This is a genomic window from Pseudomonas savastanoi (assembly GCF_020917325.1).
GTDB lineage: Bacteria > Pseudomonadota > Gammaproteobacteria > Pseudomonadales > Pseudomonadaceae > Aquipseudomonas > Aquipseudomonas amygdali.
In genome coordinates, this window is the sequence record NZ_CP076652.1 from 216,527 (window position 1) to 243,281 (window position 26,755).

General features: G+C 59.4%; 26 protein-coding genes. 10 read left to right on the forward strand and 16 right to left on the reverse strand.

The features are described 5' to 3' along the window. Positions 1-36: 36 nt before the first annotated feature. The 6 genes from KP808_RS01005 to KP808_RS01030 all read right to left on the reverse strand — a co-directional run bounded on the left by KP808_RS01005 (position 37) and on the right by KP808_RS01030 (position 5,333). Complete coding sequence (locus KP808_RS01005) at positions 37-774, reverse strand: hypothetical protein (RefSeq protein ID WP_057402761.1); 738 nt, start codon at positions 772-774, stop codon at positions 37-39. A 55-nt stretch (positions 775-829) separates the two neighbouring features. Further along, on the reverse strand, positions 830-1,210 hold the full coding sequence (locus KP808_RS01010; RefSeq protein ID WP_044319282.1) for a RidA family protein: 381 nt from the start codon (positions 1,208-1,210) through the stop codon (positions 830-832). Between the two features lie 24 nt (positions 1,211-1,234). Next, a complete protein-coding gene (gene spoT / locus KP808_RS01015; RefSeq protein WP_002551499.1) occupies positions 1,235-3,340 on the reverse strand; it encodes a bifunctional GTP diphosphokinase/guanosine-3',5'-bis pyrophosphate 3'-pyrophosphohydrolase in 2,106 nt (701 codons plus the stop codon). A 60-nt stretch (positions 3,341-3,400) separates the two neighbouring features. Continuing rightward, positions 3,401-3,664, reverse strand: coding sequence for a DNA-directed RNA polymerase subunit omega (gene rpoZ, locus KP808_RS01020; protein ID WP_002551500.1), 264 nt, complete (start codon positions 3,662-3,664; stop codon positions 3,401-3,403). Positions 3,665-3,811: 147 nt separating this feature from the next. After that, entirely contained in the window at positions 3,812-4,456 is a 645-nt protein-coding gene (gmk, locus tag KP808_RS01025; RefSeq protein WP_219170750.1) for a guanylate kinase, read from the reverse strand. Positions 4,457-4,469: 13 nt separating this feature from the next. Then, positions 4,470-5,333 carry a YicC/YloC family endoribonuclease gene (locus KP808_RS01030; RefSeq protein WP_002551502.1) on the reverse strand — a complete coding sequence of 288 codons (864 nt, stop codon included), beginning with the start codon at positions 5,331-5,333 and terminating at the stop codon, positions 4,470-4,472. Between the two features lie 310 nt (positions 5,334-5,643). On the opposite strand from KP808_RS01030, the gene rph reads away from it, so the two are divergent. After that, positions 5,644-6,366, forward strand: a complete 723-nt coding sequence (rph, locus tag KP808_RS01035) for a ribonuclease PH (RefSeq protein WP_002551503.1) — start codon at positions 5,644-5,646, stop codon at positions 6,364-6,366. A gap of 20 nt (positions 6,367-6,386) precedes the next feature. Continuing rightward, entirely contained in the window at positions 6,387-6,755 is a 369-nt protein-coding gene (locus KP808_RS01040; protein ID WP_230018997.1) for a DUF4870 domain-containing protein, read from the forward strand. A 69-nt stretch (positions 6,756-6,824) separates the two neighbouring features. Here the strand turns inward: KP808_RS01040 and KP808_RS01045 are convergent, their stop codons facing one another. Further along, positions 6,825-7,604, reverse strand: coding sequence for an exodeoxyribonuclease III (locus tag KP808_RS01045; RefSeq protein WP_002551505.1), 780 nt, complete (start codon positions 7,602-7,604; stop codon positions 6,825-6,827). A gap of 82 nt (positions 7,605-7,686) precedes the next feature. On the opposite strand from KP808_RS01045, the gene pyrE reads away from it, so the two are divergent. Beyond that, entirely contained in the window at positions 7,687-8,328 is a 642-nt protein-coding gene (gene pyrE, locus KP808_RS01050) for an orotate phosphoribosyltransferase (RefSeq protein WP_002551506.1), read from the forward strand. Between the two features lie 10 nt (positions 8,329-8,338). After that, positions 8,339-8,971: a DUF4124 domain-containing protein gene (locus tag KP808_RS01055; RefSeq protein WP_230017289.1), complete on the forward strand. Its 633-nt coding sequence runs from the start codon at positions 8,339-8,341 to the stop codon at positions 8,969-8,971. A 313-nt stretch (positions 8,972-9,284) separates the two neighbouring features. Here KP808_RS01055 and argB read toward each other — a convergent pair whose 3' ends face one another. From argB to coaBC, 4 genes are read right to left on the reverse strand one after another with little or no spacing between them, the layout of a single operon-like run. After that, positions 9,285-10,190 carry an acetylglutamate kinase gene (argB, locus tag KP808_RS01060; protein ID WP_002551508.1) on the reverse strand — a complete coding sequence of 302 codons (906 nt, stop codon included), beginning with the start codon at positions 10,188-10,190 and terminating at the stop codon, positions 9,285-9,287. A 28-nt stretch (positions 10,191-10,218) separates the two neighbouring features. Continuing rightward, positions 10,219-12,804, reverse strand: a complete 2,586-nt coding sequence (locus tag KP808_RS25935) for a phosphomannomutase/phosphoglucomutase (protein WP_326839554.1) — start codon at positions 12,802-12,804, stop codon at positions 10,219-10,221. Positions 12,805-12,854: 50 nt separating this feature from the next. Continuing rightward, the gene (gene dut / locus KP808_RS01070; RefSeq protein ID WP_005731629.1) at positions 12,855-13,310 is read right to left on the reverse strand and encodes a dUTP diphosphatase; all 456 of its coding nucleotides are present in this window, start codon (positions 13,308-13,310) and stop codon (positions 12,855-12,857) included. A gap of 6 nt (positions 13,311-13,316) precedes the next feature. Then, positions 13,317-14,525 (reverse strand): bifunctional phosphopantothenoylcysteine decarboxylase/phosphopantothenate--cysteine ligase CoaBC, encoded by a 1,209-nt coding sequence (gene coaBC / locus KP808_RS01075; protein ID WP_058402726.1) that lies wholly within the window; start codon positions 14,523-14,525, stop codon positions 13,317-13,319. A gap of 135 nt (positions 14,526-14,660) precedes the next feature. Between coaBC and radC the strand changes: the two genes are divergently transcribed. Next, positions 14,661-15,335: a RadC family protein gene (radC, locus tag KP808_RS01080; RefSeq protein ID WP_002551512.1), complete on the forward strand. Its 675-nt coding sequence runs from the start codon at positions 14,661-14,663 to the stop codon at positions 15,333-15,335. A 157-nt stretch (positions 15,336-15,492) separates the two neighbouring features. Here the strand turns inward: radC and KP808_RS01085 are convergent, their stop codons facing one another. After that, positions 15,493-17,079, reverse strand: a complete 1,587-nt coding sequence (locus KP808_RS01085) for an ABC transporter substrate-binding protein (protein ID WP_058409284.1) — start codon at positions 17,077-17,079, stop codon at positions 15,493-15,495. A 364-nt stretch (positions 17,080-17,443) separates the two neighbouring features. Between KP808_RS01085 and rpmB the strand changes: the two genes are divergently transcribed. Both rpmB and rpmG read left to right on the forward strand, forming a co-directional pair. Further along, a complete protein-coding gene (rpmB, locus tag KP808_RS01090) occupies positions 17,444-17,677 on the forward strand; it encodes a 50S ribosomal protein L28 (protein ID WP_002551514.1) in 234 nt (77 codons plus the stop codon). A gap of 11 nt (positions 17,678-17,688) precedes the next feature. Beyond that, on the forward strand, positions 17,689-17,844 hold the full coding sequence (rpmG, locus tag KP808_RS01095) for a 50S ribosomal protein L33 (protein ID WP_002551515.1): 156 nt from the start codon (positions 17,689-17,691) through the stop codon (positions 17,842-17,844). A gap of 81 nt (positions 17,845-17,925) precedes the next feature. Here the strand turns inward: rpmG and KP808_RS01100 are convergent, their stop codons facing one another. Beyond that, positions 17,926-18,294 carry a cupin domain-containing protein gene (locus KP808_RS01100; protein WP_058402729.1) on the reverse strand — a complete coding sequence of 123 codons (369 nt, stop codon included), beginning with the start codon at positions 18,292-18,294 and terminating at the stop codon, positions 17,926-17,928. 239 nt (positions 18,295-18,533) lie between these two features. Here KP808_RS01100 and KP808_RS01105 point away from each other — a divergent pair, with 239 nt between their 5' ends. Further along, positions 18,534-20,027 carry an aldehyde dehydrogenase gene (locus KP808_RS01105; protein ID WP_122281543.1) on the forward strand — a complete coding sequence of 498 codons (1,494 nt, stop codon included), beginning with the start codon at positions 18,534-18,536 and terminating at the stop codon, positions 20,025-20,027. Positions 20,028-20,690: 663 nt separating this feature from the next. Continuing rightward, positions 20,691-21,839 (forward strand): MFS transporter, encoded by a 1,149-nt coding sequence (locus KP808_RS01110; protein ID WP_230017290.1) that lies wholly within the window; start codon positions 20,691-20,693, stop codon positions 21,837-21,839. Here KP808_RS01110 and KP808_RS01115 read toward each other — a convergent pair. Both KP808_RS01115 and KP808_RS01120 read right to left on the reverse strand, forming a co-directional pair. Then, positions 21,836-23,416, reverse strand: coding sequence for a phospholipase D family protein (locus KP808_RS01115; protein ID WP_230017291.1), 1,581 nt, complete (start codon positions 23,414-23,416; stop codon positions 21,836-21,838). The genes KP808_RS01110 and KP808_RS01115 overlap by 4 nt on opposite strands. A 72-nt stretch (positions 23,417-23,488) precedes the next feature. Beyond that, a complete protein-coding gene (locus KP808_RS01120; RefSeq protein ID WP_002551520.1) occupies positions 23,489-24,910 on the reverse strand; it encodes an aminotransferase-like domain-containing protein in 1,422 nt (473 codons plus the stop codon). A 175-nt stretch (positions 24,911-25,085) separates the two neighbouring features. Between KP808_RS01120 and KP808_RS01125 the strand changes: the two genes are divergently transcribed. Further along, positions 25,086-25,337 (forward strand): DUF1127 domain-containing protein, encoded by a 252-nt coding sequence (locus KP808_RS01125; protein ID WP_058408219.1) that lies wholly within the window; start codon positions 25,086-25,088, stop codon positions 25,335-25,337. 5 nt (positions 25,338-25,342) lie between these two features. On the opposite strand, the gene KP808_RS01130 is transcribed toward KP808_RS01125, so the two are convergent. Further along, entirely contained in the window at positions 25,343-26,659 is a 1,317-nt protein-coding gene (locus tag KP808_RS01130; RefSeq protein WP_230017292.1) for an NAD(P)/FAD-dependent oxidoreductase, read from the reverse strand. Positions 26,660-26,755 lie beyond the last annotated feature (96 nt).

Genomic DNA, 26,755 nt, shown 5'->3' on the forward strand with positions numbered 1-26,755 from the left:
GAGCGCCTTGAAGGGCGCTCCTGAAGCGTGAGTCGCTTATTGCTGTTCGAGCAACCAGCGACGTGGGCCTGGACGCAGCTCGGGCATCTGGTCAGCACCGGCATTGTTCATAGCCTGGAATATCTCCAGTTGCTTGCCTTTGCGAGCAAAGATCCACGGGTTGCCTTTTTCGGCTTTCTCCAGCCACATGCTGTCGTATTCGCCGCTCATGGCTGCGCAATCGCCCGCCAGGCATAGTGCGTAGCGATCGTTTTCGGGAAGCCCCTGCACACTGCCGTCAGGCATGAATTGCACGGTGCTGCCTTGGCCATCGCCTTCCACGACAGTCCATTTGCCGCCCATGTAGGCGCTGTACAACGCTTTCTCGAAGCTGGTGCCAGGCTGAGCGCCTTCCGGTGCCGGGTTTTCCGGCTTCTGGAAGTGCTGTTCAGGGCCTGACTCGCTGGCCGCTTGAACCAGCTCATCACCCTTCACGCTCAGGTCTTCGAAGAAGTTGCCGTAGAAGTCGATGTGCAGCTTGCCTTCGGCAGCGCTGACGATCTTGCCTTCACCTAGCTCGAAACCGTTGGAGTAAATGGCCTGATTGGCTTTGGAGTTTATTTTCCACTCCAGATTGGGGCCGTTGGCGAGCAGTGCCTGACGCAAGTTGCCTTGTTTGACGGCGGCGTCGATGGCGGTCTGGTTGATCCAGGTGCCGTCCGGATTGCGGTCGGCGTGGCTGGCGCAGCCGCCCAGAATGACGGCGAGCAGCGAGATGGCGAGCGCGGAGCGCATAACGGATTCCTTCCTTCAGGGAGAACGGAGCGCAAGGCACGCTCCGTCGGGGGGATTATTCGATGACGAGAATCGCGTCCATTTCAACCTGGGCGCCACGCGGCAATGCTGCAACGCCGATGGCGGCGCGAGCCGGATAAGGCTGGGTGAAATAGGTGCCCATGATCTCGTTGACCTTGGCGAAGTGGCCCAGATCGGTCAGAAAGATGTTCAGTTTGACGATGTCCTTGAAGGATCCGCCCGCCGCTTCGGCAACAGACTTCAGGTTTTCGAAGACCTGGGTGATCTGCGCTTCGATGCCTTCGACCAGCTCCATGCTGTTCGGGTCCAGCGGGATCTGTCCGGACATGTAGACGGTATTGCCAGCTTTGATAGCCTGAGAGTATGGGCCGATGGCCGCAGGGGCTTTATCGCTGGTGATGACAGTCTTGGTCATGAGAACTCCTGATGATGGGATGGCCTACGCGCGCATCCGGGTGATGCGTGTGACACCTGTCAGGGCGCGCAGTTTCTTGATCACACGAGCCAGATGCACACGGTCGTGCACGCTGACCACCAGTTGGACCACGCTGATGCGACCATCGCGTTCGTCCATACTGATTTTTTCGATATTGCCGTCGGCCGCGTTGACGCTGCTGGCCAGCAGAGCGATCAGGCCGCGCTGATGCTCGAGTTCGACACGCAATTCGACGTTGAATTCGCCGGTGACATCCTTGGCCCAGGACAACTGGATGCATTTTTCCGGGTTGTGACGGATTTCGCTGATGTTGCGGCAGTTATCCAGATGCACAACCATGCCCTTGCCTGCAGACAGGTGGCCGACAATAGGGTCGCCAGGGATTGGCGTGCAGCATTTGGCGTAGCTGAGCACCAGGCCTTCGGTACCACGAATCGCCAGCGGACCTTCAGGGCTTGGCAACTGCTCGCCCTCGCCCAGCAGGCGGCGAGCGACGACATAGGCCATGCGATTGCCCAGCCCGATGTCTTCGAGCAGGTCTTCCAGCACTTCGACCCGGTACTCGTTGAGCACCAGCTGAATGCGTTCCTGAGTGATCTTGTCGAGACTGCATTCGAAGCCGTTGAGCACCTTGTTCAGCAGGCGCTCGCCGAGGTTGATCGACTCGGAGCGGCGTTGCAGCTTGAGCGCGTGGCGAATATGCGTACGCGCCTTGCCGGTCACGACGAAGTTCAGCCATGCCGGATTCGGACGTGCACCTGGGGCGCTGACAATCTCGACGGTCGAGCCGCTTTGCAGCGGTTCGGACAATGGCGCCAGTCGGCGGTTGATCCGGCAGGCGATGCAGCTGTTGCCGACGTCGGTGTGTACCGCGTAGGCGAAATCCACCGCCGTGGAGCCTTTGGGCAGCTCCATGATCCGGCCTTTGGGCGTGAAAACGTAAACCTCGTCCGGAAACAGGTCGATCTTGACGCTTTCAATGAACTCCAGAGAGTTACCCGCACGCTGCTGCATTTCCAGCACGCCCTTGACCCACTGCCTTGCACGGGCGTGAGTGCCCTTGGGCTGCTCGTCGTCGCTGGATTTGTACAGCCAGTGCGCAGCGATCCCGTTGTTGGCCATCTCCTCCATTTCGCGGGTGCGGATCTGGATTTCGATCGGTACGCCATGCATACCGAACAACGTCGTATGCAGGGACTGGTAGCCGTTGGCCTTGGGGATCGCGATGTAGTCCTTGAAGCGGCCGGGCAGCGGCTTGTACAAATTATGTACAGCGCCCAGCACGCGATAACAGGTATCGACCTTGTCGACGATGATGCGGAATGCGTAGACATCCATGATCTCGTTGAAGGCGCGACGCTTGCCGCGCATCTTCTTGTAGATGCCATAAAGATGCTTCTGCCGCCCGCTCACGTCGCCTTCGATGCCGTCAACGGCCAGGCAATGACTAAGGGACTCTTCGATCTTGTTGACCAGTTCCTTGCGATTGCCCCTGGCGCGCTTGACCGCCTGGTTGATTCGCGAGGAGCGCATCGGGTACATCGCCTTGAAACCCAGGTCCTCGAATTCGATGCGCACACTGTGCATACCCAGCCGATTGGCGATGGGGGCATAGATTTCGAGGGTTTCCTTGGCGATGCGCCGACGCTTTTCGCCCGACAGCACTTCCAGCGTGCGCATGTTGTGCAGGCGATCGGCGAGCTTGACCAGGATCACGCGAATGTCGCGCGCCATGGCCATGGCCATTTTCTGGAAGTTTTCTGCCTGGGCTTCGGCCTTGGTCTCGAAATTCATCTGGGTCAGTTTGCTGACCCCGTCGACCAGTTCGGCGACGGTTTCGCCAAATTGGGCGCTGAGCGCTTCCTTGGCAATCCCGGTGTCTTCGATGACGTCATGCAGCATCGCAGCCATCAGGCTCTGATGGTCCATGTGCATGTCGGCAAGAATATTCGCTACCGCAAGAGGGTGCGTAACGTAGGCTTCACCACTGCGACGGCGCTGGCCATCGTGGGCTTGTTCGGCATAGTAATACGCTCGGCGAACCAGGTTGACCTGGTCCTTGCCGAGGTAGGCCGACAGTCTTTCGGCGAGGGCGTCTATGCTCGGCAAGGCGCTACCCCTTGCCAATGGCTTTTACCCTGCGCCGTACTACGTCGACCTGGCATAGGCTTAGACGGCCTCGTTGGACTCGTCCTCGAACGCTGCGAACAATGGTTCATCTTCAACGATTTCGGCTTCTGCGATTACAGCGTAATCCATCAGGCCAGCCGCGATTTCACGCAGTGCCATAACGGTAGGCTTGTCGTTTTCCCAGGCCAGCTTTGGTTCTTTGCCGCCGGTTGCCAGTTGACGGGCACGCTTGGTAGAGAGCATGACCAGCTCAAAGCGGTTATCCACGTGTTCTAGGCAGTCTTCAACGGTTACGCGGGCCATGGGTATTCCTCGTAGCAAATGCGGATGCGCGATGCCCGGATGGGCGAGCGGACTCGATAGTTTACAAGCGGACAGCACCAGGCATCAAGCGGCAAGCCACCAATGGCATGCTTTTAACCTGTTGCCTGATGTCTGGAAACGACTCGATCAAGCCAGCAATTCCTGAAAAAGCTCGCTGTATTGCTCTTGCTGATGCTGCTGGGTCAGGCGATTGGCGCGGAATATCGCCTTGAGGTCTTCCAGCGCACCGGCAAAATCGTCATTGACCACAACGTATTCATACTCGTTGTAGTGGCTCATTTCGCTGACCGCTTCACGCATCCGCGCTTCAATGATCTCGTCACTGTCCTGGCCGCGATTGGTCAGGCGCTGACGCAATGCTTGCTGGGTGGGCGGCAGAATGAAGATCGACCGGGCATGCGGCATTTGCGCACGAACCTGCCGGGCACCCTGCCAGTCGATTTCCAGAATCAGGTCGTGGCCTTCGTCAAGGGTCTGCTGCAGGTGGCTCTGCGAGGTGCCGTACAGATTGCCGAAGACTTCGGCCTGCTCAAGAAAGTCGCCGTGCTCGATCATGCGCACGAACTCGGCACGATCGACGAAGTTGTAGTTCACGCCGTTCACTTCGCCGGGGCGCATGGCCCGGGTGGTGTGCGAGACCGAGACGCGGATCTTCGCCTGCGCGCCGTGCTGAGGCTCTTGCTGGGCGTCCATCAGGGCCTTGACCAGGCTGGTCTTGCCCGCGCCGGACGGGGCGGAAATGATATACAGGGTGCCAGTGATATGGGTCATGTCAGGTTCAGCCTTACTCAATATTCTGCACTTGCTCGCGCATCTGCTCGATCAACACTTTAAGGTTGACGGCAGCCTGCGTGCTGCGTGGGTCAAAGGCCTTGGAGCCCAGTGTATTCGCTTCGCGGTTAAGCTCTTGCATCAGGAAATCAAGGCGCCGGCCTGCCTGACCGCCAGCCTTGAGTACGCGACGCACTTCGGTGACGTGTGTGCTGAGGCGGTCCAGTTCTTCGGCAACATCGCTTTTCTGTGCCAACAGAACCATTTCCTGCTCCAGACGCTGAGGGTCGAGTTCGGCTTTCATGTCAGCAAAGCGATCCAGTACTTTCTGGCGCTGAGTTGCCAGCATCTGCGGCACCAGGGTGCGCAGGGTAGCAACCTCCTCGACGATGGAAGACAGTCGGTCATCAAGCAGTCTGGCCAGGTCTGCACCTTCGCGCCCGCGCCCGCTCTTCAATTCAGTCAGCGCATCATTGAACAGTTTCAGTGCTTCGGTGTTCAACACCTGCGGATCGCTGGCATCAGCCACAAGTACGCCGGGCCATGCCAGAACTTCAAGGGGGTTCAGCGCGGCAGGCTGTTTGATCAGGCCGGCAACCGATTCGGCTGCGGCGATCAACTGGCCTGCACGCTCAAGATCCACTTGCAGCGGTTTGCCAGCGGTTTCCTCGACAAAACGCAATGTGCATTCGACCTTGCCACGCGACAGCCCCTGACGCAGCGCTTCGCGAATCGCACCTTCCAGATCACGGAACGACTCCGGCAGGCGCAGGTGCGGCTCCAGATAGCGGTGATTGACCGAGCGCAGTTCCCAGCTCAGTGTGCCTTGGGCACCGGCTCGCTCTACGCGGGCAAAGGCAGTCATGCTGTGCACCATGGGAAGTACCTCTTATCGATTCAGGAACGTGATTCAACCCATGAATGCACAGGCTCGGCGTTCATGGGTGTCGTGAAAGCCGACTGGCTGCAGAGGCGCAGGATTGTAGCGCAGTGCGACGCAGGCTCCCAATCCGGCAGCGTGACAAGTGACGCAAGGCATTCGCGGCGATCACGCCAGAGCGTCGAAAGCATTGATCCAGAGCCTGCTGTTCGGAGCAAATCGGCATTGGCGGCTTTTAGAGATGCCCAGCAGCAGCTGTGACCTCTATAATGCCCAGCAGTTTTCCGTCTCAGTACAGGTATCCCAGATGAAACGTCCAAGTGGTCGCGCCGCCGATCAGCTCCGCTCGATCCGCATCACCCGCAACTACACCAAACACGCCGAGGGTTCTGTACTGGTCGAGTTTGGTGATACCAAGGTGATTTGCACCGTCAGCGTCGAAAACGGCGTACCACGCTTTCTCAAAGGGCAGGGCCAGGGTTGGCTGACTGCCGAGTACGGCATGCTGCCGCGCGCGACCGGCGAGCGTAACCAGCGTGAAGCCAGCCGTGGCAAGCAGGGTGGTCGTACACTCGAAATCCAGCGCCTGATCGGTCGTTCGCTGCGCGCTGCGCTGGACATGTCCAAGTTGGGCGACGTTACCCTGTACGTCGATTGCGATGTCATTCAGGCTGACGGTGGCACTCGTACGGCTTCTATTACCGGTGCGATGGTTGCTCTGGCGGATGCGCTGAAGGTGATCAAGAAGCGCGGCGGCCTGAAAGGCGGCGACCCGCTCAAGCAGATGATCGCGGCCGTTTCGGTCGGCATGTATCAGGGTGAGCCAGTGCTCGACCTGGACTACCTCGAAGACTCGGCTGCCGAAACCGACCTGAACGTGGTCATGACCAGTGCAGGCGGTTTCATTGAAGTTCAGGGCACTGCCGAAGGCGCGCCATTCCAGCCTGAAGAGCTGAACGCGATGCTGGCGCTGGCACAGAAGGGCATTACCGAGTTGTTTGAACTGCAGCGTGCCGCACTGGCCGATTGATAAATAAGGAGCGTTTGATGATGAATGATAGTCCGCAGCCCTTGTACAAACCCAGCCGGGAAGCCCGTCAGTGGGCGATGTTCTGTCATTTATCCGCTCTCATTGGACTGGTCTTCCCCTTTGGCAATCTCCTTGCGCCATTGATTCTCTGGCAAATGAAGAGGGAGACAGACCCGTTCATTGATTCGCAGGGCAAAGAAGCGCTGAACTTTCAGATCACTGCCGCGATTGCAGGCCTGATATGCATAATGCTGATGTTCGTGGTAATCGGCATCGCACTGTTCATGCTGGTGTGCTTTGGTGCTTTCATACTCACGGTTATCGCCGGGGTGAAGGCAAACAACGGACTGGAATATCGTTACCCCTTCACCTGGCGCCTGTTGAAATAACGCATAGCGCGAGCAACGCAAAAAGCCGACTTGAACTCGGCTTTTTCGTGTGCGCTGTTCGCCTGACTATCAGATAGTCAGGGTCCAGTCGTAGTCCACGATCAAGGGCGCGTGCTGCGAGAAGCGCGGCTGACGCGGCAGACGAGCGCTGCGCACGAAGCGGCGCAGACCTGGAGTCAGGATCTGATAATCGAAGCGCCAGCCCAGATTCAGCATCTCGGCCTGTTCGTTATCCGGCCACCAGCTGTACTGATCACCTTCGCGGCTGACTTCACGCAGGGCATCTACATAGCCCATGGTGCCGACAATCTCGTCCATCCAGGCGCGTTCGGGCGCCAGGAAGCCAGGAGACTGCTGGCTGTCACGCCAGTTCTTGATGTCGAGCTTCTGCTGCGCGACATAGAGCGATCCGCAATAGATGTATTCGCGACGCTTGCGGCGTTGCTTGTCCATGTACTTGCCGAAATCGTCCATGAGCTTGAATTTCTGATTCAGGTCTTCATCACCATTCATCCCTGACGGAAAGAGCAGGGTAGCGATACTGACCTTGTCGAAATCTGCTTGCAGGTAGCGCCCGTAGCGGTCGGCTGTCTCGAAACCGAGGCCGCTGATTACCGCCTTCGGCTGCAACCGCGAATAAAGCGCCACACCACCCTGAGCGGGAACCTCGGCTTCGCAGGCATAGAGGAAGTAACCATCCAGCTGAAAGGCTGGATCATCCAGTTCAAAGGTGGAGGCGCGGGTGTCCTGTAAGCAGATGACGTCGGCATTCTGAGCTTGCAGCCAGCTGAGCAAACCACGCTCGACTGCAGCCTGAATGCCATTTACGTTCACACTGATGATCCGCATAAATGGCCCCAAAAATCACGTGCGTGTATGATACCCGAGCTCTACCTAATTAGCTAAATCCGTGGTATCCGGAGCTTTTTCCATGCAAGCGTATCAGCGCGATTTCATTCGTTTTGCCATCGATCGCGGTGTTCTGCGCTTCGGTGAGTTCACTCTCAAGTCCGGGCGCACCAGCCCGTACTTCTTCAATGCCGGGCTGTTCAACACCGGTTCCGCACTGGCACAGCTGGGGCGTTTCTACGCAGCAGCGGTGGTTGAAAGCGGTATTGCCTTCGACGTTCTGTTCGGCCCGGCCTACAAGGGTATTCCGCTCGCCTCGGCCACTGCCGTGGCGCTGGCCGAGCATCATGACCGTGATCTACCGTGGTGTTTCAACCGCAAGGAAGCCAAAGCGCACGGCGAGGGCGGCAGTCTGGTGGGGTCCCCGCTGACCGGTAACGTGCTGATCATCGATGACGTGATCACTGCGGGCACTGCGATCCGTGAGGTCATGCAGATCATCAAGGACCAGGACGCGACAGCTGCGGGCGTGCTGATCGCGCTCAATCGTCAGGAGCGTGGCAATGGCGAGCTGTCGGCGATTCAGGAAGTCGAGCGTGACTTCGGGATTCCGGTGGTGAGTATCGTGTCGCTGAATCAGGTGCTCGAGTTCCTGGCCGACGATCCGCAACTCAAGCAGCATCTGCCTGCTGTCGAAGCCTATCGCGCGCAATTCGGAATCTGAGGACGTGCCTATGGCAGTCGGCGGCAGGTCTTGGCGATCGGTTTCAGGCGCGCTGAGCGGTTTTCGGGCCTTGCTGGCTGCGGTCATGCTTGCGCCCATGCTCGCCCAAGCGGCCGACACACCTGAGCCACGGCTTTATCGCTACGTCGACAGCCGCGGCGTGACCGTGATCGATACGCAAGGCGTGCCGCCCGACTACGTTGCCAAAGGCTATGAAGTGCTCAACAGTCGTGGTCGGGTGGTTCAGGTCGTACCGCCTGCGCCAACGGCCGAGCAGATTCGCCAGTCCGAAGCAGAAAAACGCCAGGCCGCTGCCGATGCACAGCTGTTAAGCCTCTACAGCAGCGTCGCTGAGGTGGACCGCGTCAAGGCCCGCAAACTGGCCGAGCTGGATGCGCTGATTGGCGTCGCCCAAGGCAATATTCAGGGGTTGGCGGCTCAGCAGCGCAACCTGCAAGGCCAGGCAGCCGACCTGGAGCGCGCGGGGCGTCCGGTTCAGCAGGGGCTGGTCGATCAGTTGAATGACTTGCGCGATCAGCAGCAGAAGCTGCAAACCGACATCTCCGGGTATCAGGCCGCACGCGTAAAGGCTGAAGCAGATTTCGCCGTCGACCGCGCCCGCGTCCAGCGCCTGACTCAATGACCGGACGCAGAGCGTCCAGAAGCTCATGCCCACGCCTGTTTTTGATTCTGGCCGAAGGCCGTAGGAGCGAACTTGTTCGCGAAAGGGGTCGAAGCCAGACACCTATCGTTCCTCACGCTCCAGCGTGGGAATGCCTGTCGTGACGCTCTGCGTCACAAATCTGCGCCGCGCCGCTTAATTCAGGAGCGGACGCAGAGCGTCCAGAATCGCGTTACCACGCTGGAGCGTGGGAACGATAATCAGCGATCATCATCAACCAACAAAAAGGCCCCGTCAGCGTTAGCTCACGGGGCCTTTGGGTGTTGCGTCTGAATCAGTGCCGCTTGCGGTTGGTGATCTGGGTGCCGACACCGCTGTCGGTGAAGATTTCCAGCAAGACCGCATTAGGCACTCGTCCATCGATGATGTGCGAGCTATTGACCCCGCCCTGAACCGCTTCCAGCGCGCAACGGATCTTCGGCAGCATGCCGCCGTAGATCGTGCCGTCGGCGATCAGGCCGTCGACCTGTTCGGTGGTCAGGCCGGTCAGGACTTCGCCCTGCTTGTTCATCAAACCCGCAATGTTGGTCAGCAGGATCAGCTTCTCGGCCTTGAGAGCCTCGGCAACCTTGCCTGCGACCAGGTCGGCGTTGATGTTGTACGACTCGCCATCCGGGCCCACGCCGATAGGCGCGATGACCGGAATGAAATCCCCTTTGACCAGCATGTTGAGCAGCCCGGTATTGACCCCGACCACTTCACCGACCTGACCGATGTCGATGATTTCAGGCTTGGTCATTTCCGGCGTCTGGCGCGTGACGGTGAGCTTCTTCGCACGAATCAGCTCGGCGTCCTTGCCGGTCAGGCCAATGGCGCTGCCGCCGTGACGGTTGATCAGGTTGACGATGTCCTTGTTGACCTGGCCCCCCAGCACCATCTCCACCACATCCATGGTCTGCGCATCGGTCACGCGCATGCCATCGATGAAGTGGCTCTCGATGGACAGGCGCTTGAGCAGATCACCGATCTGCGGCCCGCCGCCGTGAACCACCACCGGGTTGATACCCACCGCTTTCATCAACACGATGTCGCGCGCAAAGCCGGTTTTCAGCTCTTCGCTCTCCATGGCGTTGCCGCCGTACTTGATAACCAGCGTCTTGCCGACAAAGCGGCGAATGTAAGGCAGCGCTTCGGAAAGGACCTTGGCTACATTAGAGGCGGCATCGCGTTCGAGGGTCATTCAGGGCTCCAGTCAAAAGGAAAAACAATCAAAATGGCAGGTCGAGATCCGGCGCAACTTTTTTCAGCTCAGCGTGGAACACGTCCTTGATGCGCTGCAACTCAGCCTCGGTTTCGGCCTCGAAGCGTAGCACCAGTACCGGCGTGGTATTGGACGCACGGACCAGACCCCAACCCTTCGGATAGTCCACACGGACACCGTCGATGGTGGTCAGTTTGGCGTCGCCCCACTGCGCATCGGTTTCAAGGGCCTTGATGATGCTGAACTTGGTGACATCCGTCACCTTGATGTTGATTTCAGGCGTCGAAATATCGTTCGGGAAGGTTTCGAACAGGTCTTCGGCATTGGCCGACTCCTGGCTGAGGATCTCCAGCAGACGTGCCGCGCTGTAGATACCGTCGTCGAAACCGAACCAGCGTTCCTTGAAGAAGATGTGGCCGCTCATTTCACCCGCGAGCAGCGCGCCGCTCTTTTTCATTTCTTTCTTGATCAGCGAGTGGCCGGTTTTCCACATGACCGGACGACCGCCATGCTCGCGAATCAGCGGAGTCAGGCGACGTGTGCATTTGACGTCGAAAATGATGTCGGCGCCCGGGTTGCGCTTGAGCACGTCCAGCGCGAACAGCATCAACAGGCGATCCGGGTAAACCACATTACCCTCGTTGGTCACGACACCGACACGGTCACCGTCACCGTCGAACGCCAGGCCCAGATCGGCACCGGTTTCCTTGACCTTGGCGATCAGGTCCTGCAGGTTTTCCAGCTTGCCCGGGTCCGGGTGGTGGTTGGGGAAATTGCCGTCCACTTCCGCGAACAGCGAGATCACTTCACAGCCCAGTGCTTCGATCAGTTGTGGGGCGATAACGCCTGCCGCGCCGTTGCCGCAGTCGACCACGACCTTCAGCTTGCGGGCCATGACGATGTCATCCTTGATCTGCTTGAAGTAGCGATCGAGGATGTCGACTTTAGTGATGCTGCCTTTCTGCGAAGTCAGGTTGTTGGTCTTGATACGCTCATGCAGCGCCTGGATCTGCTCGTTGGCCAGGGTATCGCCCGCGATGACGATCTTGAAGCCGTTGTAGTCCTTGGGGTTGTGGCTGCCGGTCAGCATCACACCGGTCTTGCCTGCCAGCACGTTGGCGGCGTAATACAGCGCAGGTGTCGGCACCAGGCCCACATCGCTGACATGGCAGCCGCTGTCGTGCAAGCCTTGAATCAGTTGCTGCACCAGTTCCGGGCCGGAAAGGCGACCATCGCGACCGACGCTGACGTTGGGTTCGTTCTGCGCCAGGCTTTCGGAGCCGATGGCGCGGCCGATCCAGTAAGCCGTTTCAGCGTTGAGGGTGTCCCCTACCACGCCACGGATGTCGTAGGCGCGGAAAATAGTCTCGGGAAGGTTGGGTGCCACGGATGCTGGGCTGTTCATAGCGAGGGAATGCTCCGATCTCAGGAAGTCCTGGTTTTCGTCGAGAAGGTCGATATCAAGGATATCGGTATCTTGAAACAGTGGATCGGTCCAGTCGGTGCGTGATGCAGCCACTGTGGACGAAGCACTGCCTTTGGCAATATCTGCATCGCGCTGCTCACCGACAACCGGCACAGGCACTGCCTGGGGTTGACTGCGAAGCGAGACACGAGCAAGGGTCTGAGCCAGACCACTAAGGGCCGGGAGGCTCAAACCGAAGGGTTTGACGGCTTTTCCGCGTGAGAGTTCTTGGAGCAACTGATCCAGTTGTCGTGCGTCGGCGCAAATACGCCGTTGCAGAGTTCTCTCGCTGCGATGCAAGCCAAGCAGTACGCCTGCTGCAGCAATAACCAGCGCCAGCAGCAAAAGCACGACGGAAGGCGAAGTTTTCAGGCCGGGACCGGGCGTGAATTCGAGTTTCCAGCCGGAATAGCCGGTATCGAACACCTGCGGTTTGCCGCCGTCTGCCTGACCGCGCTGCAGGAAAACCTGTGCAGGTCCGCTACCGAACTGCTGGCTGAGCACCACTTGTCCGGCCTCGGCAGGCAGTGCGGGCAAGGCATTGAGCAAGCGCTGCAGGTCAAAGGCCAGCAGCAGTGTGCCCACCACCGGCTGAGTTGCCGCGGCACGTACCGGTGCAGCACTGTAGATCAACCAGCGCTCGCCCACCTTGCGAGCCTCCGGGGCAACGACTTCGCCTTGTGCAGCCTTGTTGAGCATATCCAGCGTGGCAAAGCTTACCGGCAACGCGCCCTGTGTATCGACGTCAGCCAGGCCTTTGGGGTAAAGCCGCGCGCCTGCCAGGCCGTCCCAGCGAGTGAAGCGATCCTGTGCTGCCAGCAACGCGGAGGCATCATTGCTCTGAAGCGTCTGTGCAAGTGCTGCGCTGGTGGCAGCCGATTGAGTGTCGGCGTTGATCTGATGCAGCGCCAGACCCACCGCTGCTGCCTGACTGCCGCCCCAGGCCTGAACAAGCTGGTCCTGTTGCTGCGGACCTGTGGCCAGAGCCGTCCAGACCAGTACCGCAGCAATCAGCAGGCCGATGGCGGCAGGCACCAGGCCAGGCGCGAGTCCTTTGAGGCTCGCAGCCGGAGGCGAGTTATCGGCGGGTATGGCGTGCTGTGAAGCGCTGTGCTGACTGCCTTTCACCGACCTCTCCCTGAGCCTTTTCCAAACCCGGATTATTTGCCGAATGACGATTAATGGCTGCCGGAGTGGCCGAAGCCGCCTGCGCCACGCTGACTTTCGTCGAATGCTTCAACCAGTTCAAAGTGCGCCTGCACCACAGGCACCAACACCAGTTGCGCAATACGCTCGCCCACCGCGATGTTGAATGCAGTCTGGCCACGGTTCCAGCACGACACCATCAGCTCGCCCTGATAATCGGAGTCGATCAGACCCACCAGGTTACCCAGCACGATGCCATGTTTGTGACCCAGGCCGGAGCGCGGCAGGATCAACGCGGCCAGGCCCGGATCGCCGATGTAAATCGACAGGCCGGTAGGGATCAGCAGGGTCTGGCCGGGCTCGAGAACGGTATCTTCCTTGAGCATGGCACGCAGGTCCAGGCCTGCCGAACCAACAGTGGCGTAGGCCGGGAGTGGAAATTCGTTGCCAATGCGAGGGTCGAGGATCTTGGCTTGTAGAGCGTGCATTCGTAGTTAAACCTGATTCATGCGGTCGGCGATAAAAGTGATCAGCTGGCGGGCAATCTTGGCCTTGCTGGTCTGGGCAAAAAGCGTTGCGTGCAACGCCCGGTCAATCACGCTGCAAGCGTTCTCTTCACTGTTGAAGCCGATGCTGGGGTTGGCGACATCGTTGGCGACAATCAGGTCCAGGTTCTTGTCCTTGAGCTTGCGGGCAGCATAGTCGAGCAGGTGTTCGGTCTCGGCGGCGAAGCCGACACTGAAAGGACGGTCCGGGCGGGTTGCGATGGTCGCCAGAATATCCGGATTGCGGACCATCTGCAGCAGCAAGCCGTCACCGTTTGAAGGATCTTTCTTCAATTTGTGCGGGGCGACAACTTCCGGACGGTAGTCAGCCACCGCTGCCGAGGCGATGAACAGGTCACAAGGGATGGCAGCCTCGCACGCCGCCAGCATGTCGCGGGCACTGACCACGTCGATGCGCGAGACGCGATCCGGCGTTGGCAGGTTGACTGGCCCGGTGATCAGCGTGACGCGTGCACCGGCTTCCACAGCCGCTTCGGCCAGGGCAAAGCCCATTTTTCCGGAGCTGTGGTTGGTGATGTAGCGCACCGGATCGATGTTTTCCTGGGTCGGGCCAGCGGTGATCAACACATGCTTGCCGGTCAGGCTCAGGCGCTGGAAACAGTCCGCTGCGCACTGGGCCAGATCGTCGGCCTCCAGCATGCGCCCGAAGCCGACATCACCGCAGGCCTGACTGCCGGACGCTGGCCCGAACACGCGAAAGTCACGCTCTTCAAGCAGCCGGGTATTGGCCTGCACTGAGGCGTCACGCCACATTGCCTGATTCATCGCCGGTGCGATGGCGACGGTGGCATCGGTTGCCAGCACGATGGTGGTCAGCAAGTCGTTGGCGATGCCTTGCGCCAGGCGCGCGATGAGGTCGGCGGTGGCCGGGGCGATCAGGATCAGGTCGGCCCATTTGGCCAGTTCGATATGGCCCATCGCGGCCTCGGCGGCCGGGTCGAGAAGATCCAGATGCACAGGGTGCCCGGACAGGGCCTGCATGGTCAGCGGCGTGATGAACTCCGCTCCGCCTTTGGTCATGACAACACGCACTTCAGCGCCCTGATCGCGCAGGCGGCGGACCAGCTCGGCGCTCTTGTAGGCCGCGATGCCGCCGCCGACGCCAAGAACGATGCGTTTTCGATACAGCCGCTGCATAGACCTGCCTTTTTGGTCGAGTGAATACGCGATGCCCATGACGCCTCCCCAGGCCAGGTCGTCGCGCAAAAAAGATGGGCTAAGATAGCACAGCGACTGCACCGCAACAGCGGTGCCCAAACACATGGAGGTGCTATGAGTATTCGCAGTTGGCCCGCGGCCGAACGCCCGCGGGAACGCTTGTTGGAGTTGGGGGCGGGGAGCCTTTCCGACGCAGAGTTGCTGGCTATCTTTTTACGCACCGGGGTGGCCGGAAAAAGCGCCGTAGACCTTGCTCGTCATCTTCTGAATCAATTCGACGGGCTCAGATCGTTACTGGATGCTGACCTGTCCACGTTTACCTCCCAGCTCGGGCTGGGGCCTGCCAAATTTGCTCAGTTGCAGGCAGTCATGGAGATGGCGCGCCGGCACATGGCCGAGTCCTTGCGCCGTGACTCGGCGCTGGAAAACCCCACTCAGGTGCGCAACTACCTGAAGGCTCAGCTCAGACATGAACAACATGAAGTTTTCGCCTGCCTGTTTCTGGATAACAAGCACCGGGTCATGACCTTCGAGATACTGTTTCGCGGGACGATCAACGCCTCCTATGTGCATCCGCGCCAGGTGGTGAAGCGAGCGATGGCTCACAACGCCGCCAGCCTGATCCTCTGCCACAACCATCCTTCGGGTATCACCACGCCCAGCCGTTCCGACATTGACCTGACCAAGCGCCTCAAGGAAGCACTGATGCTGGTGGATGTTCATGTGCTTGACCACGTGATCGTGGGCGACGGCGAGCCATTGTCGATGGTCGAGCGCGGGTTGATGTAGCGCTCACGCGGAGCGATAGGGCGGGATTCGGTTTATCTTTCCCACGCTCTGCGTGGTAATGCCGTTCGGGACGCTCTGCGTCCTGTCTTCAGAGAGGTCGTGCCAATGCAAACATTGGCACGACATCACACAGACAGGCCTGGGTCACTCTGGCGACTTACTTGACCTGCACCTTGTAGAAATCCTGCCTGCCAAACGGGCTGACTTGATAGCCCGTGACATCCTTGCGTACCAGGGCTGCGGCCGTCGGGTGGGCGAGGGGGATCCACAGTGCCTGCTGCTGAATCTGCTGCTGCGCCTGGTGATACAGTTTGCTGCGCTCGGCCTGATCACTGACTGATTTACCGTCTGCGATCAGCTTGTCCAGTGTCTTGTCGCAATAACGGGCGAAGTTGGTGCCCGACTGCACGGCTGCACACGAGAACTGCGGGGTCAGGAAGTTATCCGGGTCGCCATTGTCGCCCGCCCAGCCCATGAACAGCAGATCATGTTCACCGGCCTTGGCGCGGCGAATCAATTCGCCCCATTCAATGATCTTGATCTCGGCATCAATACCTATCTGTTTCAAGTCAGACTGCAGCAGTTGAGCGCCCAGACTCGGATTCGGGTTCAGCAGGCTGCCGGAAGGCCGGGTCCAGATAGTGGTCTTGAAGCCGTCTTTCACACCGGCTTTAGCCAGCAAAGCCTTGGCCTTGGCGACATCGTGCTGATAGCCGGGCAGGTCCTTGGCGTAACTCCAGGTGTTGGGCGGGTAAGGGCCATTGGCCGCCTCAGCGGTGCCTTCGAACACGGCTTTCAGGTAGTTGTCCTTGTCGAACGCCAGGTTGATGGCCTGGCGAACTTCCGGCTTGTCGAACGGCGGATGCTGGCTGTTGATCGCGACAAACGCGGTCATGAATGCTTCAGTCTTCTCGACCTTGAGCGAGTCATCCTCGCTAGCCGCTTTAATGTCCAGAGGCTTGGGCGAAAGCGCTATCTGGCATTCGTTCTGACGGACTTTCTGCAGGCGCACATTGGCGTCCGCTGTGATGGCATACACCAAGGTGTCGACATCAGACTTGCCGGCGAAGTAATCCTTGAACGCCTCATAACGCACCACTGCATCTTTCTGGAAGCGCTTGAACACGAACGGCCCGGTGCCGATCGGCTGGCTGTTGAGTTTTTCCGGTGTGCCGGCTTTCAGGAGTTGCGCGGTATATTCGGCCGAGTAGATCGACGCAAACCCCATGCTCAGCGTGGCAAGGAAGGTCGAGTCCGCATGGTTGAGCGTAAAGCGTACGGTGTGTGCATCGGGCGCTTCGATACTCTTGATCAGCGCGGGCAACTGCATCGATTGCGCATGCGGGAAGCCGCTCTGGGCGATCTTGTGCCACGGGTTCTGCGGGTCGAGCATGCGCTGGAAGCTGAACAGCACATCATCGGCGCTCAGCTCGCGGGTCGGCTTGAAATAGTCGGTGGTATGAAATTTCACTCCGGAGCGCAGCTTGAAGTCGTAAGTCAGGCCATCAGCGGAGACCGTCCAGCTTTCTGCCAGGCTCGGTACCAGCTTGCCGCTCTGGGCATCGAAGTCCACCAGACGGTTCATCAGCACGTCGGCCGATGCGTTGGTGGTGGTCAGCGAGTTGTACTGCACAACGTCGAAGCCTTCGGGGCTGGCTTCGGTACAGACCACAAGGCTCGATGCCTGGGCAGCAATCGGAAGCAGCAACGGAACAAGCAAAAAAGGGAGTGCAGCTAGGCGCATGGCGTTATTTCCTATTCAGAAAGGGCCCCATCTGCCGGCGCAGTCTGGTGAGGGACTAACCCTAGACCATGTACTGGCGTAGAACAATCGTCACGGTGCGACGAGCGGTCGATTTGCCTGTGCCCCCGCATTGCTTGAGCATACCGCCGCGCAGAGCGGATTCATTCGGGTCAAAGTGCTTTGCCTGTTGTTGCGTCCAAGGGTTTCTGGTATAAAGCAGCGCTCTTTTCTAGGGGCCCGGTTCCTTCACTGTAGGTGTAGCCGGTAAGACCCTTAAAGAAACGCGGCGCCTGGCGCCAAATGACTGAGAGATTAAGCGGCCAACCCATGCCGGGTTGGGCATGTGGTTTTAGAGGGCTGAGGCATGTCGAGAGTATGTCAAGTTACCGGTAAGGGTCCGGTGACTGGGAATAACATTTCCCACGCAAACAACAAAACCCGTCGTCGTTTCCTGCCAAACCTGCAGCATCACCGCTTCTGGGTTGAAGGCGAGAAGCGTTTTGTTCGTCTGCGCGTATCTGCTAAAGGCATGCGTATCATCGACAAGCGTGGCATTGAAGTTGTGCTCGCTGAACTGCGTCGCGACGGCAAAATTTAAGGGAGAGAATCATGCGTGAATTGATCCGTTTGGTGTCGAGCGCTGGTACAGGCCATTTCTACACCACCGACAAGAACAAACGTACTACCCCGGATAAAATCGAAATCAAAAAATTCGATCCGGTTGTACGTAAGCACGTGATCTACAAAGAAGGCAAAATCAAGTAATTGATTCTGTCGGCTACAAAAAAACCCGCTTCGGCGGGTTTTTTTGTGTCTGCGCTCCTGGCGCAGCTGCAAGGGCGGTACTTATTTATCTGCAGTGGGTTCAAACACCACATAAATCTTGCGGCATGTTTCCAGCACCTCCCAGGTGCCCTTGAAGCCGGCCGGAATCACGAAGCGGTCGCCTGCGCGCAGGGTTTTCGCGTTGCCCTGCTCGTCGCGCAGGACTGAAACACCCTGCACAATCTCGCAATACTCATGCTCCGAGTAACTCACCTGCCACTGCCCGGGCTCGCCATTCCAGACGCCCGCGCTCATCTGTCCGCAGGGGCTGTTGTAGTGGTTGTAGAGGGTTTGTGCCGGATCACCCTTGAAGACCTTTTCCGGTGCAGGGCGATAGTGCTCGGCGGCGGTGCTGGCTTCACTGAAGTCGACGATGCTTTCGATGCTCATAATGGGCCCCTTGTCCTGAATGCGTTGAGGGTTTGATGTGCGTGCTGTGCGTTAGTGCCTCGGCGCGCGTGCGGAGCTGTTTAATAAAATCAACATAAAAGCACCTTAGCGGCTATTTATGTCAAATATATTGGTTTTGTCGGGCCGCTGGTTTAGGGTAACGGCCTTCCTGAAAAATTTCAGATTGTGTCTTTAATCAACCATGACACACCCACATTCAACAAGAGGAGGACATGCAAATGACCACCCTGACTCGTGCTGACTGGGAGCAACGCGCCCAGAATTTGAAGATCGAAGGCCGTGCCTTCATTCAAGGTGAATACACCGCAGCCTCCTCCGGCGAGACGTTTGATTGCATCAGCCCGGTCGATGGCCGGATGCTTGCCAAGGTCGCCAGTTGCGACACCGCTGACGCGCAACGCGCTGTCGACAGTGCGCGCAGCGCCTTCAACTCGGGTGCCTGGTCGCGACTGGCTCCGGCCAAACGCAAGGAAACCATGATCCGTTTCGCCGGGCTGCTCAAGCAAAATGCCGAAGAGCTGGCCCTGCTTGAGACTCTGGACATGGGCAAGCCGATTGGCGACTCGTTCGGCGTCGACATCCCCGGTGCTGCCAGAGCCCTGAGCTGGAGCGGCGAGGCCATCGACAAGCTGTATGACGAGGTCGCGGCAACGCCTCATGACCAACTGGGTCTGGTAACGCGCGAGCCGGTGGGTGTCGTCGCCGCCATCGTGCCGTGGAACTTCCCGTTGATGATGGCTTGCTGGAAGCTTGGTCCTGCATTGTCCACCGGCAACTCAGTGATCCTGAAACCGTCGGAGAAATCTCCGCTGACCGCCATTCGTATTGCGCAACTGGCCATCGAGGCAGGCATTCCTGCGGGCGTGCTCAACGTATTGCCGGGTTACGGTCATACCGTCGGCAAGGCGCTGGCGCTGCATATGGACGTGGATACCGTGGTGTTTACCGGTTCGAGCAAAATCGCCAAGCAACTGATGATTTACGCAGGCGAGTCGAACATGAAACGCGTCTGGCTGGAAGCCGGTGGCAAGAGCCCGAATATCGTCTTTGCCGACGCGCCGGATTTGCAGGCCGCCGCCGAAGCAGCCGCCAGCGCAATTGCCTTCAACCAGGGCGAGGTCTGCACTGCCGGCTCGCGGCTGCTGGTCGAGCGCTCCATCAAGGAGCGCTTCCTGCCGATGGTGATTGAGGCATTGGCCACCTGGAAGCCCGGCAATCCGCTGGACCCTGCGACCAATGTTGGCGCGCTGGTCGACACCCAGCAGATGAACACAGTGCTGTCTTACATCGAAGCCGGCCACGCCGAGGGTGCCAGACTGGTTGCGGGCGGCAAGCGCATTCTGCAGGAGACCGGCGGCACGTACGTCGAACCGACCATTTTCGACGGCGTGAACAACGCCATGAAGATCGCCCAAGAGGAGATCTTCGGCCCGGTACTTTCAGTGCTGACGTTCGACAGCGACGAAGAAGCGATACAGATAGCCAACGACACGCCTTATGGCCTGGCTGCTGCCGTGTGGACCGCCAATATCTCAAGAGCACACCTGACCTCCAAAGCACTGCGCGCAGGCAGCGTATGGGTCAACCAATACGACGGCGGCGATATGACTGCCCCGTTCGGTGGCTTCAAGCAGTCAGGCAACGGTCGTGATAAATCGCTGCATGCCTTCGACAAATATACCGAGCTGAAATCCACCTGGATCAAGCTGTAAGTCAGGAGCGTGACACCTATCGTGCCGACGCTCCAGCGTCGGTACGCCGTTCTGGACGTTCCGCGTCCGGTCTTGCGTCTGCGGCGCGGCGCAGATTTGTGACGCGGAGCGTCACGCACGGCATTCCCACGCTGGAGCGTGAGGAACGATAACCTCAACTATCGTGCGACGCTCCGCGTCGCATGCCGATCTGGACGCTCCGCGTCCTGGCTTGCTTTTGCAGTGCGGCGCAGATTTGTGACGCGGAGCGTCACGCACGGCATTCCCACGCTGGAGCGTGAGGAACGATAACCTTAACTATCGTGCGACGCTCCGCGTCGCATGCCGTTCTGGACGCTCCGCGTCCTGGCTTGCTTTTGCAGTACGGCGCAGATTTGTGACGCGGAGCGTCACGCACGGCATTCCCACGCTGGAGCGTGAGGAACGATAACCTCAACTATCGTGCGACGCTCCGTGTCGCATGCCGTTCTGGACGCTCCGCGTCCTGGCTTGCTTTTGCAGTGCGGCGCAGATTTGTGACGCGGAGCGTCACGCACGGCATTCCCACGCTGGAGCGTGAGGAACGATAACCTCAACTATCGTGCGACGCTCCGCGTCGCATGCCGTTCTGGACGCTCTGCGTCCGGTCTTGATTGTGCAGTGAGGGCAGGCAGGAGCTTGAAAATGCGTTGGGGTACTTATTTTGCCGTGCTGGCGTCCGTACTGGGCGTCGGGTTGGCAATGGGCGTCAGCATGCCGCTGGTTTCATTGCGTCTGGCAGGCTGGGGCTACGGCTCGTTTGCCATTGGCATCATGGCGGCGATGCCTGCGGTGGGCGTGCTGGTGGGGGCGGCGCTGGCCAGTCGTCTGGCCGCGCGCTTCGGTACGGCCAACCTTATGCGCTTGTGCCTTTGGGGCGGCGCCGTTTCGGTCGGCGCACTGGCGCTGCTGCCGTATTACGGGGTCTGGCTGGTCTTGCGCCTGGCGCTCGGGATTATTCTGACCATCGTCTTCGTGTTGGGTGAAAGCTGGATCAACCAACTGGTGATCGAGCGTCTGCGCGGGCGGCTGGTCGCGCTGTATGGCAGCACTTACGCCTTAAGCCAACTGGCTGGCCCGCTGTTACTGGGTGTTATCGGCACTCAGGCCGATTACGGCTTCTGGATTGGTGTGCTGCTACTGGTTGGCTCCCCGTTCCTGCTGCTGGGTCGCACGGGGGCGCCGTCGACCGAATCCTGCAACGTGACCTTCACTGATCTGGCGGGCTTCTGTCGCGGCATGCCCGCTATCGCCTGGGCGGTGGCGCTGTTCGCTGCATTCGAAGCCTTGATCCTCACGCTGCTGCCGCTCTACTGCATACGCCACGGGTTCACCCCGGAAATCGCCCTGATCATGGTCAGTGTGGTGGTGATAGGTGACGCGTTACTGCAGCTGCCGATCGGTATGCTCGCTGATCGCATCTCGCGCCGCGCAATGTTTACCGGATGCGCCGCCTTGTTGCTGGCGTCCAGTCTGCTGGTGCCGTTACTGATCGATACCGTTCTGATCTGGCCGCTCTGGACAGTGTTCGGCGCCAGTGCTGGGGGGCTGTTTACCCTGTCGCTGATCCTGATCGGCGAGCGTTACCGCGATGATTCACTGGTCCGTGCCAATGCGCATGTCGCTCAACTGTGGGGCATCGGGTGCCTGATCGGGCCCCTGATAGCAGGCGCGGGCAGCCAATGGGTCAGCGGTGAGGCCTTGCCGCTGCTGATGGCGGCAGGTGCCTTTGGCCTGCTGATTCTGATCCGGCGACGCGGAGCGTTCGGGGTTGCCCAGGCTGCGCCCGCCTAAAGCATTCTTTCCAGGCCGATGGCACGGCTCATCCACGCGTTGAAACGCCGCCACCAGTCACCGGGTTCGGTATGCAGCGTGTGGATCTGGCCATTGTCTTCGGTCACCCACACCACTTTGCCATCCTCCAGCTTCGCCTGGTAAGTGAGCGAGGGAGCCATACCCTGAAGCGTCAGTTCGCGCAGCTCTTCGGCCAGTTGCGGACTGTCGACCAGCACGCCGACTTCGGTGTTCCACAGCACAGAACGCGGATCGAAATTGAATGAGCCGACAAATATTTTCTGCCGATCGAAGATCATCGCCTTGCTGTGCAGGCTTGATTCCGAACTGGCCAACGAGCTGCTTTTCTTGAACAAATGCGGGCCGCTGCCGCGCATGATTTCGGTATCGCCAGGCTGGCGGCGCAGTTCGAACAGCTTCACGCCATGCTCCAGCAGCGCCTTGCGGTAAGGCGCATAACCGCCATGCACGGCAGGCACGTCAGTGGCTTCCAGTGAATTGGTCAGCAGGCTGACGTTGACGCCGGCATCGGCACGGCCGGTCAGGTACAGCAAACCTTCCTGCCCCGGTACAAAGTACGCCGAAATCAGCATCAGTTCCTTGTGAGTGTTCAGCAGCTCGGGGGCCAGTTGCGTGGTCAGCAGCAGGTGCGGATCCGGATCACCCTGCGCCAGTACCTTGGTCGGCGCGTCCCACAATGCCTGGCTGTGCGCCCAGACCAGCTCGTTGAGCCAGGTCTTCATGCGTGGCTGAGTCTTGTAGGCCATCAATCGCTCATACAGGGCCTTGTGTTGCTGATGCGCCTGCTCCAGCGAATCGTCCAGCCGCTGCCGGGCCTGGGCCAGATCCTCACCGTCGGGCAGGAAGTACATGAACGCATCGATGGGCTTGCTGAGCGTGCTGTTCCAGTATTGATCGAAGCTGTGGCCGAGCTGTTCGGCAACCGGCCCCACGCTGAGCATGTCGATATCGGTGAAGTTCAGGTTCGGTTCGGCGTCGAAGTATTCATCGCCCAGATTGCGCCCGCCAACGATGGCCACACTGCTGTCGGCCAGCCACAGCTTGTTGTGCATGCGCCGGTGCTGACGCGACAGGTTCATCAAGCGCCCCAGGCTGCGCGTTATGCCGGTCTCGCGTCCCAGATTTTGCGGGTTGAACAGGCGAATCTGAATGTTCGGGTGCGCGGCGAGGGTGGCGATGGCCTGATCCAGCCCGTCGCTGGTGGTGTCGTCCAGCAGGATGCGCACCCGCACGCCACGGTCTGCCGCTTTGAGCAGTTCGTCGATCAGAGCGCGCGTGCTCAGGCCGTCATGGACGATGTAATACTGCAGGTCGAGACTGCTTTTGGCGTTACGGATCAGTTCGGCGCGCGCCTTGAATGCATCGCTGCTGTCGGGCAGCAGGCGAAAGCCGGAACGCCCGTCGTGGGGCATCGCCATGGCTTGAATAGAGCGGCCGAAAGCAGAACTCGAGGGCGGCATGGCCTGGCTTGGCTCGCTGGCAATTTGCTGGTGCGCGCAACCGCTGACGCACAGTGCAACCAGCAGGCAAAAGGGCAAGGCCCATGAGTTATTCAAATTGATCTTCCGCGTCTGTACATGGCTCGACTTGGCGTTATGACCCGAAAAACCGGGAAAGATTTGCCTGTGTCAGTCAGTTTGCGCATTCAGTAGTGCAATTGTCTCGCCCACGGTACGCACAGCGTTCTCGATTTCGCGGCTCGGTTTGGACGCGAAGTTCATGCGCATGCAGTTACGGTACTTGCCCGAGGCGGAAAAAATACTGCCCACCGCGATCTGTACACCCTTGCTCAGCAGGGCGCGGTTCAGACGCAACGTGTCGAAGCCTTCGGCAAGTTCCACCCACAGCATGAAACCGCCTTGCGGGCGGCTGGCGCGGGTGCCTTCGGGAAAGTAGCGCATTACCCAGTCGATCATCTGGTCGCGACTGCGCTGGTATTGGGTTCTCATGCGCCGCACATGCGGCTCGTAATGGCCGCCTTCGATGAAGTCGGCGATGGCCAACTGTGGCTGCGGTGCAGTCGAGCCGGTGCCGATGTATTTCATGTGCAGCACCTGCTCCAGATACCGCCCCGGCGCTACCCAGCCAATCCGCAGGCCGGGTGCCAGGGTCTTGGAAAACGAGCTGCACAGCAGGACACGACCGTCTTCATCGAAGGATTTGATGGTGCGCGGGCGAGGGTAGTTGTAAGCAAGATCGCCATACACATCGTCCTCGATGATCGCCACATCGAAACGTTGCGCCAGCGTCAGCAACGCACGTTTGCGGGCTTCGGGCATGACGTAACCCAGCGGGTTGTTGCAATTGGGCGTCAGCTGAATGACCTTGATCGGCCATTGCTCAAGGGCCAGTTCCAACGCCTCGAGGCTGATGCCGGTCAATGGGTCTGTGGGGATTTCCAGGGCTTTCATGCCCACGCCCTTTAGCGTCTGCATGGCACCGAAGAAGCTGGGCGAGTCCACTGCAACGATGTCACCCGGCGAGCAGATGGCCCGGACACTCGCTGACAGCGCTTCATGGCAGCCATTGGTGACGATCAGGTCATTGGCGGTCAGGTTGCAGCCCGAGTCGAGCATCAGTCGGGCGATTTGCTCACGCAGCCTGCGAACGCCGTAGATGTTGTCGTAATACAGCCCCGGCATGTCTTGGTGACGACTCAGCTGACTCAGCGCGCGCATCAACGGTTTCAGGGTAGGGCTGGTGACATCGGGCATGCCGCGCCCCAGTTGCGTGACCGCTTCGAGAGGTGCCACCCGAATCAGGTCCAGTACCTGATCCCATTGAGAGATATCCACAGGCCGCTGGACGGGTCGCCCGACAGCAGGCAGTGCAGGTGCCGCTCGACTGACCGATACGAAATAGCCGGATTTGGGTTTCGGCGCTGCCAGGCCGTTGTCCTCCAGCACCCGATACGCTTGCTGCACGGTGCTCAGGCTGACGCCATGTTCGACACTTAACGCGCGCACTGATGGCAGGCGGTCGCCAGGGCGGTAGAAGCCGTTTTCGATCCGCGAGCCGAGCAGTTCGGCGAGGTTGACGTAAAGCGTCATGACGTACTCTCAGGCTGGTGAGCGTGGTATAGCAATACAGATTGGGCAAAAATATAGCATTCAGTGCTGTTTTCGCCTCATCTGTATGGAAAATATAACCTGTTTTTGAATCTGTAATGGTCTGGCCGTTCGTTTCATCATAGACCCACACCCACCCAGGATGAGGGAATCGGAAATGAACGGGTTCAGCGATGTACGCCTTGCGCTTCACAGCCAGGAATTGAATGACTATCGGCCAACTGCGGTCAGAACGGTCCGCTCAAACAAGGTCGATCTGTTGGCGGGCATGGGTCGTTGGGCGCTGTATCGTCACCGCTGGGCCTCTCGCCGCACCTTGCTGGAGCTGACGGACGATCAGTTGCGCGACATCGGGCTGGATTTCCAGCAGGCGCGGGTCGAAGCGATGAAACCGTTCTGGAGGCCCTGAGCCGTTCAGCGCAGCTCTTTGAGCCGGTGCCAGAGCATGCCCAATGCCAGTAACGGCGAGCGCAAGTGTTTACCGCCCGGAAAGGTCATGTGTGGCACTTTGGCGAATAGCTCGAAGCCATCGCTGTGTTGCCCGGCGATGGCTTCTGCCAGCAAGCGACCTGCAAGGTGTGTCGCGTTCAGACCATGGCCCGAGTAAGCCTGAGCATAAAACACGTTGGGGTGCTGCTTGAGCTGGCCAATTTGCGGCAGGCGATTGGCACCGATGCCGATCATCCCACCCCACTGGTAATCGATCTTCACTGAAGCCAGTTGTGGAAACACATCGAGCATCTTAGGTCGCATGTAAGCGGCGATGTCCCGTGGGTCGCGGCCCGAATAGTGACAGGCGCCCCCGAACAGCAAACGGCTATCCGCTGACAGCCGGTAGTAATCTACAGTCACGCGCTGATCACAGACCGCCATGTCCTGCGGCAACACTTCCCGGGCCTGAGCCTCGCTCAAGGGTTCGGTCGCGATGATGTAACTGCCCGCGGGCAATACCTTGCCGCTTATTTCCGGATTCAGATCGTTGAGGTAGGCATTGCAGCCCAGCACCAGAGTTTTCGCCAGCACCGCCCCCTGAGCCGTATGCACTTTGACCTGCGGGCCGTAGTCGATTCTCGTCACTGCAGAATGTTCGAACAACCGAACGCCCAATGACTGCGCTACGGCAGCTTCTCCCAAAGCCAGATTCAACGGGTGCAGATGTCCGGAACCCATGTCGATCAAACCGCCGACGTAACGGTCGGAGCCTACAACGCTGCGCATCTGATCGGCTTGCAGCAACTTAAGCTCATGACGGTAACCCAGGCTGCGCAGTTCATCGGCATCTTCGGCAAGGCTGTGCAGGTCGCGCGGCTTGTTGGCCAGGTCGCAATAACCCCATTTCAGGTCGCAATCGATAGAGTGCCGCTCGATGCGCTGACGCACGATATCGACCGCCTCGATGCCCAGCAGCTTCAGCTGGCGCACACCCTCGCTGCCGATGACATTGGCGAACTGCTCGACACCGTGGCCGACCCCGCGAATCAGCTGGCCGCCATTGCGTCCGCTGGCACCCCAACCGATCTTGCGCGCTTCGAGCAGCGCAACGCTGAACCCGCGCTCGGCCAGTTCGATGGCAGTGTTAAGGCCGGAAAATCCGCCGCCCACCACGCACACATCAACCTTCACCTCGCCTTGCAGCGCAGGGTGATCCGGTTGCGGATGGCTGCTGGCGGCGTAGTAGGAGGCAACATGCTGGTCGTCGTGAAGAGTCGGGTGCTGAACGCGGGCGTTCATGAGCGGGTCCTGTTGGTGGCGGTTTGCGTGTGGGGAGGATAAGCCGCTGTCATGAGCCTGCCAACTGGGGCAAACTCAGCGCATTGTGTAGGAATG

Excerpts from the sequence above, each read along its gene's own strand:
- KP808_RS01125 (WP_058408219.1), top strand. The coding sequence starts at position 25,086 with ATGAACGGGTTCAGCGATGTACGCCTTGCGCTTCACAGCCAGGAATTG.
- rpmB (WP_002551514.1), top strand. The coding sequence starts at position 17,444 with ATGTCGAGAGTATGTCAAGTTACCGGTAAGGGTCCGGTGACTGGGAAT.
- KP808_RS01055 (WP_230017289.1), top strand. The coding sequence starts at position 8,339 with ATGGCAGTCGGCGGCAGGTCTTGGCGATCGGTTTCAGGCGCGCTGAGC.
- rph (WP_002551503.1), top strand. The coding sequence starts at position 5,644 with ATGAAACGTCCAAGTGGTCGCGCCGCCGATCAGCTCCGCTCGATCCGC.
- KP808_RS01045 (WP_002551505.1), bottom strand. The coding sequence starts at position 7,604 with ATGCGGATCATCAGTGTGAACGTAAATGGCATTCAGGCTGCAGTCGAG.
- KP808_RS01100 (WP_058402729.1), bottom strand. The coding sequence starts at position 18,294 with ATGAGCATCGAAAGCATCGTCGACTTCAGTGAAGCCAGCACCGCCGCC.
- KP808_RS01040 (WP_230018997.1), top strand. The coding sequence starts at position 6,387 with ATGAATGATAGTCCGCAGCCCTTGTACAAACCCAGCCGGGAAGCCCGT.
- KP808_RS01130 (WP_230017292.1), bottom strand. The coding sequence starts at position 26,659 with ATGAACGCCCGCGTTCAGCACCCGACTCTTCACGACGACCAGCATGTT.
- rpoZ (WP_002551500.1), bottom strand. The coding sequence starts at position 3,664 with ATGGCCCGCGTAACCGTTGAAGACTGCCTAGAACACGTGGATAACCGC.
- radC (WP_002551512.1), top strand. The coding sequence starts at position 14,661 with ATGAGTATTCGCAGTTGGCCCGCGGCCGAACGCCCGCGGGAACGCTTG.
- KP808_RS01110 (WP_230017290.1), top strand. The coding sequence starts at position 20,691 with ATGCGTTGGGGTACTTATTTTGCCGTGCTGGCGTCCGTACTGGGCGTC.
- KP808_RS01120 (WP_002551520.1), bottom strand. The coding sequence starts at position 24,910 with ATGACGCTTTACGTCAACCTCGCCGAACTGCTCGGCTCGCGGATCGAA.
- dut (WP_005731629.1), bottom strand. The coding sequence starts at position 13,310 with ATGCACGCTCTACAAGCCAAGATCCTCGACCCTCGCATTGGCAACGAA.
- KP808_RS01030 (WP_002551502.1), bottom strand. The coding sequence starts at position 5,333 with ATGGTGCACAGCATGACTGCCTTTGCCCGCGTAGAGCGAGCCGGTGCC.
- rpmG (WP_002551515.1), top strand. The coding sequence starts at position 17,689 with ATGCGTGAATTGATCCGTTTGGTGTCGAGCGCTGGTACAGGCCATTTC.
- gmk (WP_219170750.1), bottom strand. The coding sequence starts at position 4,456 with ATGACCCATATCACTGGCACCCTGTATATCATTTCCGCCCCGTCCGGC.
- KP808_RS01085 (WP_058409284.1), bottom strand. The coding sequence starts at position 17,079 with ATGCGCCTAGCTGCACTCCCTTTTTTGCTTGTTCCGTTGCTGCTTCCG.
- argB (WP_002551508.1), bottom strand. The coding sequence starts at position 10,190 with ATGACCCTCGAACGCGATGCCGCCTCTAATGTAGCCAAGGTCCTTTCC.
- pyrE (WP_002551506.1), top strand. The coding sequence starts at position 7,687 with ATGCAAGCGTATCAGCGCGATTTCATTCGTTTTGCCATCGATCGCGGT.
- KP808_RS01005 (WP_057402761.1), bottom strand. The coding sequence starts at position 774 with ATGCGCTCCGCGCTCGCCATCTCGCTGCTCGCCGTCATTCTGGGCGGC.
- KP808_RS01010 (WP_044319282.1), bottom strand. The coding sequence starts at position 1,210 with ATGACCAAGACTGTCATCACCAGCGATAAAGCCCCTGCGGCCATCGGC.
- KP808_RS01105 (WP_122281543.1), top strand. The coding sequence starts at position 18,534 with ATGACCACCCTGACTCGTGCTGACTGGGAGCAACGCGCCCAGAATTTG.
- coaBC (WP_058402726.1), bottom strand. The coding sequence starts at position 14,525 with ATGCAGCGGCTGTATCGAAAACGCATCGTTCTTGGCGTCGGCGGCGGC.